This is a genomic window from Nitrospira sp. (assembly GCA_029194675.1).
GTDB lineage: Bacteria > Nitrospirota > Nitrospiria > Nitrospirales > Nitrospiraceae > Nitrospira_D.
The window spans coordinates 13835-27096 of the sequence record JARFXP010000009.1; the positions used below are offsets into that span (position 1 = coordinate 13835).

The 13262-nt window shown below is 53.8% G+C and carries 13 protein-coding genes; 6 read left to right on the forward strand and 7 right to left on the reverse strand.

Going from position 1 to position 13262, the window contains the following annotated elements; genetic code table 11:
- Positions 1–67: 67 nt before the first annotated feature.
- Positions 68–2380 (reverse strand): PBP1A family penicillin-binding protein, encoded by a 2313-nt coding sequence (locus P0120_23555; GenBank protein MDF0677284.1) that lies wholly within the window; start codon positions 2378–2380, stop codon positions 68–70.
- Between the two features lie 896 nt (positions 2381–3276).
- Positions 3277–3579, reverse strand: coding sequence for a hypothetical protein (locus P0120_23560; GenBank protein MDF0677285.1), 303 nt, complete (start codon positions 3577–3579; stop codon positions 3277–3279).
- Positions 3580–4097: 518 nt separating this feature from the next.
- Between P0120_23560 and P0120_23565 the strand changes: the two genes are divergently transcribed.
- Positions 4098–4343, forward strand: coding sequence for a hypothetical protein (locus P0120_23565; GenBank protein MDF0677286.1), 246 nt, complete (start codon positions 4098–4100; stop codon positions 4341–4343).
- Between the two features lie 63 nt (positions 4344–4406).
- Positions 4407–4769, forward strand: coding sequence for a response regulator (locus P0120_23570; GenBank protein MDF0677287.1), 363 nt, complete (start codon positions 4407–4409; stop codon positions 4767–4769).
- Positions 4770–4831: 62 nt separating this feature from the next.
- Here P0120_23570 and P0120_23575 read toward each other — a convergent pair whose 3' ends face one another.
- The 4 genes from P0120_23575 to dinB all read right to left on the reverse strand — a co-directional run bounded on the left by P0120_23575 (position 4832) and on the right by dinB (position 11228).
- A complete protein-coding gene (locus tag P0120_23575) occupies positions 4832–6280 on the reverse strand; it encodes a sodium:solute symporter family protein (protein MDF0677288.1) in 1449 nt (482 codons plus the stop codon).
- 42 nt (positions 6281–6322) lie between these two features.
- Positions 6323–8668: an acyltransferase family protein gene (locus P0120_23580; GenBank protein MDF0677289.1), complete on the reverse strand. Its 2346-nt coding sequence runs from the start codon at positions 8666–8668 to the stop codon at positions 6323–6325.
- A gap of 647 nt (positions 8669–9315) precedes the next feature.
- Positions 9316–9753, reverse strand: a complete 438-nt coding sequence (locus P0120_23585) for a hypothetical protein (GenBank protein ID MDF0677290.1) — start codon at positions 9751–9753, stop codon at positions 9316–9318.
- Positions 9754–10109: 356 nt separating this feature from the next.
- Positions 10110–11228 carry a DNA polymerase IV gene (dinB, locus tag P0120_23590; GenBank protein ID MDF0677291.1) on the reverse strand — a complete coding sequence of 373 codons (1119 nt, stop codon included), beginning with the start codon at positions 11226–11228 and terminating at the stop codon, positions 10110–10112.
- A 213-nt stretch (positions 11229–11441) separates the two neighbouring features.
- Between dinB and P0120_23595 the strand changes: the two genes are divergently transcribed.
- Both P0120_23595 and P0120_23600 read left to right on the forward strand, forming a co-directional pair.
- The gene (locus tag P0120_23595) at positions 11442–11630 is read left to right on the forward strand and encodes a hypothetical protein (GenBank protein ID MDF0677292.1); all 189 of its coding nucleotides are present in this window, start codon (positions 11442–11444) and stop codon (positions 11628–11630) included.
- A 67-nt stretch (positions 11631–11697) separates the two neighbouring features.
- Positions 11698–11886: a hypothetical protein gene (locus P0120_23600; GenBank protein MDF0677293.1), complete on the forward strand. Its 189-nt coding sequence runs from the start codon at positions 11698–11700 to the stop codon at positions 11884–11886.
- 111 nt (positions 11887–11997) lie between these two features.
- On the opposite strand, the gene P0120_23605 is transcribed toward P0120_23600, so the two are convergent.
- Complete coding sequence (locus P0120_23605; protein ID MDF0677294.1) at positions 11998–12579, reverse strand: DNA-3-methyladenine glycosylase I; 582 nt, start codon at positions 12577–12579, stop codon at positions 11998–12000.
- A 184-nt stretch (positions 12580–12763) separates the two neighbouring features.
- Between P0120_23605 and P0120_23610 the strand changes: the two genes are divergently transcribed.
- Both P0120_23610 and P0120_23615 read left to right on the forward strand, forming a co-directional pair.
- Positions 12764–12976 carry a hypothetical protein gene (locus tag P0120_23610; GenBank protein MDF0677295.1) on the forward strand — a complete coding sequence of 71 codons (213 nt, stop codon included), beginning with the start codon at positions 12764–12766 and terminating at the stop codon, positions 12974–12976.
- 37 nt (positions 12977–13013) lie between these two features.
- The gene (locus tag P0120_23615) at positions 13014–13220 is read left to right on the forward strand and encodes a DUF1059 domain-containing protein (protein MDF0677296.1); all 207 of its coding nucleotides are present in this window, start codon (positions 13014–13016) and stop codon (positions 13218–13220) included.
- Positions 13221–13262 lie beyond the last annotated feature (42 nt).

A 13262-nucleotide genomic window follows, 5' to 3' on the forward strand; every position in this document is an offset into this window, starting at 1 on the left:
GTTACCGTAGGACCGGGGATATGCCTAACAGTTTATGGAATCCAGCGCTCCTGTACCGGAATACGACTCATTGCGGCAAACCCAACGTCTGCTTGAGCCGCTCCCAGAACCCGCCTCCGTGAACTTCGCAATAGACCGTCGGCTCAGTCCCTGCAATGAAGAACTCAAATGTTTTCTCCGGACATTGCGAAGTCACGAGTTGTCCGCTTTTGGGATCGATCCTCCGCCGGACAACCCCAACCGGCATCTCAAAATCCGAGGGATCCTGCGGGATGAGTCGAGCCGCCAACGCACTCCATATTGGAAGGGCTGCCTGGGCGCCGGTCAACTTAATCGCCCGTTCATCATCAAAACCGACCCACACACCGATCGCAAGGTCCGGGGTATATCCTATGAACCAGGCGTCTCGATACCCATCGGTCGTCCCAGTCTTGCCTGCCACGGGACCCCACACCCCTAATGCTCTGGCCTTGGCCCCCGTCCCCCGATCCATCACCCCTTTCAACAATGACGTAATGAGAAACGCCCCCTGCGGGGTGGCTGCCTGGCGCCGATCAAGAGGCGGACTCCAAATGGTCTCCCTTCCCTCACGCACCATGTTGGATAGTGCCACCGGATGGATGACAACGCCTCCATTGGCGAGCCCCGCGTAGGCGGATGTGATCTGAAGCAACGAGACGGAAGAACTCCCCAGCGCGAGAGACAAATTGTCGGCCAACGGTGTGGTAATTCCGAACGCGTGCAGCAGATTCGTGAGCGCAGTCATTCCGGTTCGGTGAGCAGTCCGAACGGCGGGAATGTTCAAGGATTGCTCGAGTGCTGTTCGGACCGTCACCTGACCTCTATACTGCCGATCATAATTCTGAGGCGACCAGGCCCCTGTGTCTGATTCCAATGTCAGAGGCTCATCCATTAACAATGTTGCCGGAGTCAGCCCGGCCACACCTTGGCCGCGTGCTGCCTCAAATCCGGCAAGGTAGACAAAAGGCTTGAAGAGAGACCCTGCCGATCGATGCGCCTGCACCGCACGGTTGAATTGGCTCAGCCGATAGTTACGACCACCGACCATCGCCAGCACGTGGCCGGTCTTCACATCCAGCACGACCGCCGCCCCCTGAAGCGGCGGCTCGGCTCCGGCCAACGCCGGATAGCTCCCTTCAAGTTTCGTCAATCCTTCCTGCAGCACATGTGCGGCGATTCGCTGAGCCCTGGGATCAAGGGTCGAATAAATTCGAGATCCGTCCGGAATTTCCGTTCCTATCCCCTGCTCGATTTCTCTGAGCAGATGATCGACAAAGTACGGCGCGTCGGTGAGGACATCTTGATTCAACATGACCTTCACCGGTCGATCCATGGCCTGAGCCACGACGTCCTCCGCCAAGATGCCCTCTTCCCTCAGACGGCGAAGCACCACATTTCGACGCTTCGTTGCCACCTCAACGTCTTTTACGGGGGAATAGATATTGGGCCCCTTGATCAATCCGACGATCAGCGCCATTTCATCGATCGACAGTTCATCAACGTTCTTACTAAAATAGCGATGAGCCGCTTCTCCCACACCGTAGATCGAAACCGGCCCGGCTTGGCCGAGATAAATCTCGTTCACATAACTCTCAAGGATTTCTTCTTTTCGGTACTTGAACTCGAGCGCCATCGCGGCCATCACTTCCCGGAGTTTCCGCCCAATGGTTCGCTTCGGAGAATAGTAGAGGTTCTTGGCCAATTGCTGGGTGAGCGTGCTGCCTCCCTGCGCGACGACGCCGCGACTGATGTTGATCCAAAGCGCTCGACCGATCGCGATGGGATCAACCCCGAAATGGGAATAAAATCGACGATCCTCGATGATCAACAGCGTCTTAATGAGGGTGGGAGGGACACGGTCCAGAGGAATCCATTCCCGGACCTGCCTGGAGCCGGACCGCATCCCGCTGATCAACACCGGTTCGAGCGACACCAAGGAAAGCGGTTGCCCATCAGCCGCCGACAACACCTCGGTGACGATGCCGTCCACCAGGATCAACCGGACTGATCGTGCAGGAAGGCGGTTCTCCTCCTGAGCATGCAGAAAGATCTCGATTGAGTCTTTTGTGGAGAAATACTCACCGGCTACCTTCGGTGCCGCAGCGACCGGCTTGTACTCCAACCGCTGTAGATGGTCGACCAACCCAGAATTCACAGGATGGAGCCCCGGCGTCAGAAAAAACGGGGCTCCATAGATCAGTAGCGGCGGATGCTCGTCGCTCTTCGGCAGAGCCAAACTGGCCGAAAGGAAGGCCCCATATCCTCCCAAGAGCGCGAACACTACTCCAAGTGCGATAAGGAACGGAACGAGGAGGCGTCTCACCAACGGAACGGGCCGAAGTGACGTTTGAGCCGACATGGTCTCAGCTTACCCTGTATCTTCAGACAAGGGAACTGTCCGAGATCGGAAATGCACCCCGGGAGATCTGTTTAGGCTATCGCTGCATCATCTGAAAGTAGTGACCGACTGCGGCCAAAAATAAGCAGGTGTCTAAGCAACACAGCAGATTAAGAACCGCAGAGCGTCTCGTTCGAGAGTTTTATGCGGTGACCTTTTCTTCGGCCTTACTCTCGTTTACTGGAGCGGATAACAACACCTTTTCGTAATTGAGCAGAGCCCCATTCGCGAGCGTGATGCACCCCTGCTGCGGTTGATGGCACCCTCCCTCCCACTATCGGTTAAGGTGTAGGTCTTGGTGTTATTCCGATCCGGGTCTGCTCCGGTCACTCTCGCCACCACGGTCCCATTCGCCACCTTCTCGGCCTCCGTGTTCGCTGAGAGACTCAGGTCCGTCCGAGCAAGAGCGCTTGTACTTTCAGCTTCTGACTATCCAAGGTGATGGCCGGCACCGAGGTCGTCCCGGTGGCACGACCAGAGCGAACGGAGTTCTAGGTGGCACTCCCATCATCGAGACCAGTTGTATCTCGGTCGTACTGAGCTCACGAAGGAGCCGCTGAACTTCCCACTGAGTATGGAGCAGATCCCGTTAGTAATTGAGAGGAGTCACCGGAGCCTGTGATTTTCGATCGGCGATGTGCTGGACGTTTTCCAACGCCTTCGAGACCGATTCATTCAAAACTGGCTCCCTGGGGGCACCCGTTCCGCGCTTACGGCTCGTCAGTACGCACTTCGAACTGCTTGTACGAGCCGGACCGCGATACGTCGCTTCTTCTCCTCTGCAATCATCGCGTTGTCGACGCCGTGTAGCGCACGCACGAGCGACGACCCGAAATCCAGGATATCCCAACCCAACGTCAGCTTGCCAGGCGTGACGTCTGTCTCGGACGATGTAAAGGGTTCAAACGCTTGAGTCCGGTGATGAGCAATTGCCCTACACCACCACCGAAATCATTGCGCCCTTCGCAACCGACGTTGGCGGAGACTTGGAGAAGCGCTGAACAATGAGCGAGATTGAGTTCCTGATGAGCCAGCTGAACTTGCATCGTTTTGACCTGCACATCCAAGTTAGACTTCGGGGCGCGTGCGATGGCCTCATAGAGATCGATTGACTTCGTGATTGGCTCCTCTATCGATGAAATGGCTTGAAAATCTTTCACCGCCCGAGCCTTTACCTCTTCCCTGTTCAATGCGTGGGTTCTGACAAGACATTCGGTTAGCGAGAGCAGAGCTGCCAAACAACGGCAGTCCCCAGCGTCGTGCAGGCTGCCTCATATTGGGTATCCCGTAGAATACTCACCACCATGGCGGACCTTGCCCCTAAGGCGTTCCGATAAGGCCATTGCCTGAGTTGAGGAAGAACCTGACTCAATGGAAATGAACAGAGTCGAACTATGCTGAGCGATGGAGGGAACGGCTCGCATGGTTCATACCGGTGATTTAGGCCGGATTGACGCTTCCACGCCACAAAGATCACACCCTGCCTCGGAGGGCATCACTGTTGGTTTCTTGTCAGATCGATCCCCATTCAGCACGAATGTATTGGTCGGCGTGGCGCTCCCGCGCTCAGGCTCCCCTCCTTCCGAGTTACCTCCTCCGGATCTATCTCACCCCCAAGTCCTCGGCTATCTTTCTCACCATCAGCTCAAAGCCACAACCTTTACTAAGGAGAACACACATGAATTGTTCACGCTGCCAGGGACTCATGGTCAGGGAACACTTCCTGGATTTTGAGGGCACCTACGGACATATGTGGGCCAGCGGATACCGCTGCATGAATTGCGGGAATGTTCATGACCCGCTCATCGAACAACACCGGCTTGCCAAGGTACAACCGTCGTTGATACTCGCAAACGATCAAGCCGACCACAAGGAAGACGAACTCCATACGGACGTGCATTCAGTCGTCATGCGTGCTGCTTGACACCGAGTCCAAACCACGCCTCACAGACACGAACTTGGAGAGTCTGGCTTGAGAGGAGAGGGCATGGCCAATATCTTGATCGTCGACGATGATGCACCGATTAGGGGAGCATTGCGCGACATCCTTGAAGCAGAGGGTCATAAGATTCGTGAAGCCTCCGACGGCCGGATCGGCCTCATGCTCTATCGCGAAGCACCGGCCGACCTCGTCATCACCGACATCCTGATGCCGGAGCGCGATGGAATGGAAGTCACGCTCGCGCTGACGCAAGAATTTCTGGATGCCAAAGTCATTGCCATGACCGGTGCTACCGACAACCAGAATTTTCTGAACGTTGCCAAGTTATTCGGCGCCCGACGTGTCATTCAGAAACCCTTCACCTCTGACGTCATTCGTCGAGTCGTGCGTTTCACACTTAATCATTAGCCGGATCAATGAGATAAATAGGACAAACTGCGCCAGCCTCGCCTCAGCAAATAGACAGAACCTTATCCTAAGCCGTCCTCGACTTTCTCGATGGGTCGCTGGAGCTCGCGCAGCTGGGTAGGCCACAACGACCCTGCAAGCATACCGATTCCCGCCATCGCAAACCCGATAAGTTGTGGTGGCCAGACATCAGTCGGCTGGCTGAGTAGCTCCAATGCCAGCCAACTCGTGAGCCCCGCAACAATCGCCCAAAGCGCACCCTGTGTCGTCGCCCGCTTCCAGTAAAGTCCTGCAAACAACGGGAAAAAGGCCGCTACCAAGGTTACCTTGTACGTGCTCACGACCAACTTATAAATCGTCGCGTCCGACCACAGCGCAAGAGCCAATACCACCGAGGCAAATCCCACCAGGACCACGCGCATGAGGCGCAGAAATTCCGAATCGTTCAAGCGTGGTAACACCGGCCTGATGACGTTCTCGCTCAGCGCAACGGACGGTGCGAGCAGAGTCGCACTGGAGCAACTCATCACCGCAGAAAGAACTGCTCCGAAGAAAATAACCTGCGCCGCGATCGGAGTATGCTGCAACACTAGGGTCGGCAAGACCAGCTGTGAATCCTGCTCCAACAATGCTCCGAACTTGACAGGCTCAATCAACGTTGCGGCATAGGCGAGAAACATCGGTACAAAACAGAAGGTAAAATAGAGCGCCGCGCCCAGCAGCGAGCCCCGCACAGCTGTGGGCTCGTCCTTTGCCGATGTGATCCGCTGAAACACATCCTGTTGTGGGATGGAACCAAGCATCATGGTCATCCAAGCCCCGACGAACGGGACCCAAGCCGTCATCGTGGCCGGTGGGAACAAGTCGAGTTTGCCCGCCTCGGCCGCATGATTGACGACCGTGCGCACGCCGCCCGCCAGATCCCCGACGATCGACGCAATATACAAAAGCCCCCCCATGATCACGGAGATCTGAACGAAATCGAGGATCGCCACAGAGAACATGCCGCCGAACGTCGTATACGTCAGAACAATCACTGCGCCGATCACGATTCCGGTCGACTGGCTGACACTCCCCTCCGTCACGACATTGAGCACCAAGCCCAGCACTTTGAATTGGGCCGCGACCCAGCCCAGGTACGAGGCGACGATGCAGAGCGTGCACAACACTTCTACGGTACGGTTGTAGCGGTACCGATAGTAATCCCCCACCGTCAGCATATTGAGTCGGTACAGGCGTGGAGCAAAAAAGAGTCCGGCGAGCATCAAACACATGCTTGACCCGAAGGGATCGGCGACAACACCGCGCAAGCCTTCTTTGACGAATGTGGCCGAGATACCCAATACGGCTTCCGCGCCGAACCAGGTTGCAAACACGGTCGCCGCCACAACGGCTAAGGGCAGGCTCCTTCCGGCAACGGCAAAGTCCTTGGAGCTTTGCACACGAGTCGCCGCGAAAAGTCCGATACCGACAGAAAGGAGAAGATAGAGGATGACGAACCAGAGGACCACGCGCGAAGGATAAAGCGATCCTGACTTGCAATCAATCGATATTCAAGAAATCTTCTCGCATAGAGGCGGATCATTCGAACATCGGGGTTGAGGCAGGAGCGAAAGCAATTCCTTCCTGAAAAACCCCGAGCTGGGAATCGGAAGGGCTCCGTTGATCTCGATCACCGTAGCTGATCGATCTTGGGAATACGGTTTCTGCTCAAAGTCCCAACGGCTGGCCACTGTGACCCGTGATCCATCACGGCGCACGTGGATGAGCTGCCCTTCCCATCGTCCTTTCGTGCGAAGCTCCTCCTCGATCACCTCGAGCGGGACAGGGAAAACCGTCTTGAGCAGTTGATGGGAAGTCGTCCCCAGTGCATCTTGGGGCTCCCATCCATACAGCTTCTTGGCCCCTTCACTCCAGTATCGGATCGTACCATCTAGATTGCGAACCATGAGCGCATCGGTCGAAGGGCTGCGGTCTTTCTTCGGCTTATCCTGACCCCTACGCGGCTGCTCTGGATCGATTCCTGACAAGAGACTAGAGGTCACTTCTGCCAGGAGCGCGGAGCCTGGCATCGTTAAATGAACAGTATCCCAAAAATAAAACACTCCTTCCTTTGCAACTGTGCACCCATTCTTTGAGCAGAATAATTGAGTGGCATCAATAAACTCAAAGCCAAACTTAGACGCTTCTTCGCTGAGAGCCGCATTGACAGCGTCAAGAGCATCTGCTTCCACCTCCAGATTGCTCGGCACTTCCATCCCGAGGTTTTCCAGCCTGTACACATACCTATGAATATTTATGGAGAGTGACGCCGGCTGAGAATAGACGATCACTCGCTTCTCTTTCAGCTTCTTGAACAGACCATCGAGCTTGGCCCTGAATTCTTTATCGCCAAGCTTCTCATACGTCTTCAGCCAACTACTTGATACAATAATCCCATCCATGTGATTGTTTGGGACATATTCATCCACAAACCAGTTATAGAAATCTGCACACCGCGCGTCATTTCCACTGCGTATTGCCCGACAAGAAGCTCCGGTGAGCTGAATGATGGCATTCTCGCCGAATACGCGTACAAGACCTGGGTATAAACTCGCCGCAAGGCTGTCTCCAAACAGTGCGTAGACCTTCGAAGGTTGAGGGCGTCCTCCATCTGTCCGAATAGCCGACGGTTGCACCAAGTCACAATGATTCTGTAAAAGCGTTTCAAAGGTCTGTTCCGGATCAAATAAGCACGTATGCAGCCGAGAGAGCACATCAGCATCACGGTTCAATCTACTGTGAGACTCTGCTGTAGTCAGCTGCAGACCGACTGCGCACACGACTAGGGCGGCTGCAGAAACGAACGAGAATCTCCACACCCATCGTTTCGTGATCGTATTCTGTTGACGAAATGGCCGTTCGACATAACGCCACGTTACGTAAGCCAGACCGAACGTGAGAACGACGATAAGCGCAAGAACCGCATCATGAGGCTCAGTGAAACTTCTATGGCGAGCGAACGACAACAACGGCTGATGCCATAGATAGGCGCTATAGCTGACAAGGCCCACACCAACTAACACTCTATTAACCAACAACCGCCCGACCAAGGTTCCGGGAAAAGCAAACACGATAATCAAACCAGCGCCGACTGTCGGTATCAAAGCTGAGAAACCTGGGAAAGGCGTCTCTTTATTAAAAGTCAGGACCCCTAATGCGATCGATCCGAGCCCGACAAGGCTGAGTATTTGATGGAGCACCGGAGGGAACTGGCCACGCTCCTTCCGTTCCAGGTAGAAAGCGATGAGTGAACCCATCGCCAATTCCCATGCACGAGTTGGCAGCAAAAAAAACGCCGCATCTGGTTTCCTGCTGATCGCATACTCAGCAAGCGCAAGACTGAAGACCGCCATGATCGTCAGAAACACTACAATTCTCTTTCGCCCCAACTGCCACGCAAACATCAGAACAATCGGAAACAGGAGGTAAAACTGTTCTTCTACCCCCAAACTCCACGTATGGAGCAGCGGCTTTAACTCCGTTTCTGCGTCGAAGTAATCACTTTGCCGCCAGAAGAAGATATTCGACGCAAATACCAAACCAGCCATGACGCTTTTCGACAATTCCTTTGCATCGCTTGGCATGAGCCACAACCAAGCAAAAGGCAAGCACGACGCCATGACCAAGTACAACGCGGGCAAAATACGCCGTGCGCGTCGCTCATAGAAATTTAGAATTGAAAACCGTCCGGCCTCAAGGTCCGCAAGAATAATCGTGGTAATCAAGTACCCGCTGATGACAAAGAAAATGTCCACGCCAACAAAGCCGCCGCTAAAAAGTTTGAACCCAGCGTGGAATAATATGACTGGAATGACGGCGACTGCTCGCAAGCCATCTATTTCAGGACGGTAACGCACTCACATGATCCTGTTGCTTGCCTGAACCGACTGAAAGTGCTTACTCATAAGTTTGGAAAGTGGTCTACTCTTGACGTTCATCGACAGTCTCGTCGAGAAACCGAAGGCAACACTTTCAATATTTCTGCGGGTTATTGCGGAGTGACGCCCATGAACGGCGGAGAGGATTTTCGCTAAACGCGATTTTGGGAGATCTTCATGTCAGCGTGATCCTCGGAGCGAGCGTTTTCGGTTTTTCGTGTCTGGCTTCACACTTAGCATCCCTGGTAAGTCATCGTCTAACACTGTATAGCCCTCAGGGGCTTCAAAATCTACGCATACCTTTTCAAAACACTCGAATGAAATACCACCAACGCCTAAACCGACGTGCAGCTTAGGAACATTGAACTGTTCGGTCTACTCGTAAACACCGGAGGTGGTATCCGAAACATACCCAATGAAAATGACAAAGTCAAAGGAGTCGCTTCATGACATCGTATGAGGAAGCCATACCATGCTTATAAGTGCGGTGGACAGCCGATGCCGACTTCAAATGCAGGAGATGGACTGACTTGCGGGACGAATCAAGGCGTGCGCCGGACCGTACCTGACGTATTTAGGCTCACTGACCCACGCGATGCGATGCTGGGCTCTGCCCCCAAGGCAACTTAGAATACCCCGTATCGAGAAGCTCCAAATACCAGACGGCACCCCACGAGAAAAAGTTCACCGTGAGACTCAACTGGTAGTATTTTTGTCCACTGCACTTCGTACAGGCTCAAGGAATATTCCCATCGAGTTTCAGCAATATGGAGTTCCAATAGCTGCCGCTTTTGAGGCTGGCCACCCATCATCACGAGGATCCCATGCGCACTCCTATTGATGCAGTACACCTCACCCTGTTCAATGGTCGCTTGCTCTCCATCGAGCGATTCGCATAGGCTATACGCACACACTTTTTGTTCGCTCACCCGCATCTCTCGCCGTCGTGAAGGAAATGAAGCCCCCACCTCTTTACGGACACCGACCACAGCGTCTTCAGCGTTCAGATTCCGCCCGCGGCGCATAGGCGATTCATGGATGACTTGGTTCGATCCAATGTTCATGATGCCTCCAACAAATCAAACAACAGCTGCAGAGGGAAAAAGCAATTGGCATACCTGAGCATTTATTAATGCGCGTGCGGATTTCTGAAGAATCCTCTTCAAATTCCTGGTTTAGGAACGTATTGAAACTGAACAGCGAAGGGATATGGATTCACTATTTCGATGTATTGCGATGATAGCCTGTTGATTCTACGTACAATTTCGCAGTGAAGGTGAAAGCATACACGTTGGGATGATCATCCTTCACCAGAAGGTAGGGCTACGTAGGGCTACAGAGGGCTGTGAACGGGATAGTCGGTCAGGTCAGATGTTTTGGCCTACATCCTGTGCGGAAAGACAGCTGTCGAGGTCTGGGTCTAACTAAAAAATCGATCCAGTAACCCTGCAGGATTCGCCTCACAGCTCAACTTCTCCACCCGAAGGCCAAGCAAGCGGATGAGTTTTCGCTGCGGGTTTTCACGCTGATCGAGAAAAGGCAGCATCAGCCTCATGGCCTCGCGCCTCAATACTGCCCGCTCATCGGTCGCCATCGCCAGTGTATGGGCGCGTGACTTGGTCACAAAATCCGCGAAGCGAACCGTCAGCACGACGGTTCGAAAAGAATGAAATCCCTCGCGATGCAGGCTATCACTCACGCCTCGAACAAGTCCATCGAGTTGATTGAGAAGCGTATGACTGTCGAGCGTGTCGGATTCGAACGTTTCCTGCTCCCCGATGGATTTTGGCTCCGAATATTCCTCGACCGGTGAGTCATCCCGTGCTCGAACCTTCTCATAGAGAGCTACGCCGCGTTTCCCCAAGAGGGCTTCGAGTTGATGGAGAGTCAGTGCTCTTAGATCCTTGACAATCTTGATATTTTTTGCGTTCAGCATGCCTTCGGTTTTGGGTCCAATACCGGGGATGACCCGGATCGAGAGTGGAGCCAGAAACGCCTCGGCCTTCTGCTCGCGGACGACCGTGAGTCCGTCAGGCTTCCGGTATCCTGAAGCGATTTTGGCGATCAACTTATTCGGCCCAATCCCGATTGAGGCAGTCAGTCGTTCCTCCGAATGGATCGCCTCTTTCAGACGGCAACCTAGGCGTTCGGCTTCTTCATACGATCCTGTCCAACTCATGTCGCCGTAGGCTTCATCTATACTGGCTTGTTCCACACGAGGAATGAATCGTCGTACAATCCGCATCACCTTCTCCGAAACCCTTGCATACTTTTGCATGTCGACCGAGACAAAGGTCACCGGCGGCTTCCCCGCCCGGCGAGCGGCCTCAGAGAAGCGCCACGCAGTGGAGATTGGCGTCGCCGAGTGAATACCGTACGCACGCGCCAGATAGTTCGATGTGGCGGCGACCCCGCGGCCCTTTCCGCCCAGCGGGTCCGCGCCGACGACGAGGGGGACCCCACGAAAGGCTGGAGTATCGCGCTCTTCAATCGCCGCGAAGAACGCATCCATATCTAAGTGAGTGATAATCCTGATCACTTTTTACCTCGTGTTGCCCTGGGTATCGAAAAAAGGGGGACAAACCCACAGAAAAAGCACCCTCATAATAGGGAGTTCTATCATTTCCACCGTAGCTTTTCGCACCAGGGGTGACGTACAATCGCCTCTAAGCTAGGAGGAAGACGGTTAAGTTACACGATCGTTGCTCACAAGTCAGAGCCATCAACGAGAGGAGGCGAGAGGAGGCAAGTCATGGGCTTTCGTTGGTTCAATATCATCGGATTTCTGATGTTGCTCTTTGCTCTCTTCTTGAATGAGGTGGTGTACTTAAACGTGTGGTACGACCTCAATTTCTTCACCGTGATCGTTCCGGCTATCTTGTACCTCGGTGTTGCACTGTGGCTCTCTGTGTGGAGAGGGCCCGGTCGTCAGGACGCATGATGTCATTCACCCACATAAGAGTTCATGGGACGCAGGGCAAAGGCCATCACTAGAAAGGAGACAATCCATGGGCATGAGCTTTATCAATTGGGTTGGATTCGTTATGCTGCTGCTCGCGCTGCTTCTCAATGAGGCCTTCCTCGGGATAAACGCCTGGTACGACCTCCACATAGTGGCGATTCTTGCGGGTGTGGTGTGGCTGGTTGTTGCAGCCGCATTATCCATGTGGCCAAACCCAAGAGATAAGAATGCTTGATCGATAGGTTTCCTGCCTCGACAACGATAGAGCGTACAGGTCACGGTACGTCTACTGGGATTTCCGACCGTGAATTTTGCTCAACGTGCGAAAAAATAAGGAACTGTATCTTCACGGATTGCCCTTCACGCCAAGAAAACACTCATATGTGTGGTCATTCACCATGCCAACTGCCTGCATATAGGCATAAATGATCGTACTGCCCACAAAACGGAAGCCGCGTTTTTTCAGGTCCCTCGATAGCGCATCACTCTCAGCCGTCGTGGGAGGAATCTCTTTCCGATTTTTCCACCGATTGATCTTCGCCTTGCCATCGACGAATCGCCAGACATAGCCGTCAAATGATCCAAACTCCTTCTGCACGACCAGAAAGGCTTGCGCGTTTGTTACAGCCGCCTCGATCTTCAATCGATTGCGGATAATACCCGCGTCTTTCAGCAGTACAGCCTTCTTCCGAGGTGTAAACCGGGCAACTTCGACTGGATCAAATCCGATAAAGGCTCTGCGATATCCTTCGCGACGCAGCAGAATCGTCTCCCATGTCAGACCCGCCTGAGCCCCTTCGAGCACAAGCATCTCGAAGTGTTTTCGATCATCATGCACCGGCACACTCCATTCTTCATCGTGGTACCGAATGAGATGCGGTTTCAGACCGACCCAGCCGCACCGAGTCTTTTCGTCTGATACGGTCATCGCTTGCACTCAGGCATCTAGTGAACCAATGGATAGATTTGCCGGCGGCAATTGTAGAAGCACCCGGACAAGATCGCAATGAAAGTTTCCACAAGAAAACCAGCGGTGCACATCAAGGATTGATCTCCCCCGTATGAATCAACTATGATCCTTCTATATCCACCAACCAGACGAAGATTTCACTATGACGACCATGGACATTGAAAAAGAAATGGTAACCCCCTGCCGACAGGGGCAAGAATCAAGAGGCGATCAATCGCTTCTACGCACAGAATGTCGAGAGTGTCGAGGCTGGCGCGATGCCCGGCATTGGTCGGGTCCAAAGGGTATCAAGGCCGTCAAGGGAAAGAGCCAATGGAAGGTCACCAAGGAAGAATTGTTCCACGAGATGTCCTGACTCTTACTAACCCAACCCCCAACCAGAGGAGGAAATCATGGCAGACAAACAGTACAAGCAGCTTGGATGTCTGGACGTGCAACCGTCGGGCGGCTGCGGATTCCAGGTGCGGGCGGAGACGGAGGCGGAACTGATGCAGTTGGTCGCCACCCACGCCAAGCAATGTCATAAGTTGGATTCGATTCCACCAGAAATGGCCGCCCAAGTGAAGGCCGCGATCAAGACCGTGCCGGTCACGGTCTAAGAGCGTTTATGATGATGAAGAGAGGGACTTCCCAGCCTCCAA

What these genes read in the sequence shown, in the direction of transcription:
- P0120_23605 (MDF0677294.1), bottom strand. Translation starts at nt 12,579, where the DNA reads ATGACCGTATCAGACGAAAAGACTCGGTGCGGCTGGGTCGGTCTGAAA.
- P0120_23555 (MDF0677284.1), bottom strand. Translation starts at nt 2,380, where the DNA reads ATGTCGGCTCAAACGTCACTTCGGCCCGTTCCGTTGGTGAGACGCCTC.
- P0120_23610 (MDF0677295.1), top strand. Translation starts at nt 12,764, where the DNA reads ATGACGACCATGGACATTGAAAAAGAAATGGTAACCCCCTGCCGACAG.
- P0120_23570 (MDF0677287.1), top strand. Translation starts at nt 4,407, where the DNA reads ATGGCCAATATCTTGATCGTCGACGATGATGCACCGATTAGGGGAGCA.
- P0120_23585 (MDF0677290.1), bottom strand. Translation starts at nt 9,753, where the DNA reads ATGAACATTGGATCGAACCAAGTCATCCATGAATCGCCTATGCGCCGC.
- P0120_23565 (MDF0677286.1), top strand. Translation starts at nt 4,098, where the DNA reads ATGAATTGTTCACGCTGCCAGGGACTCATGGTCAGGGAACACTTCCTG.
- P0120_23595 (MDF0677292.1), top strand. Translation starts at nt 11,442, where the DNA reads ATGGGCTTTCGTTGGTTCAATATCATCGGATTTCTGATGTTGCTCTTT.
- P0120_23600 (MDF0677293.1), top strand. Translation starts at nt 11,698, where the DNA reads ATGGGCATGAGCTTTATCAATTGGGTTGGATTCGTTATGCTGCTGCTC.
- P0120_23615 (MDF0677296.1), top strand. Translation starts at nt 13,014, where the DNA reads ATGGCAGACAAACAGTACAAGCAGCTTGGATGTCTGGACGTGCAACCG.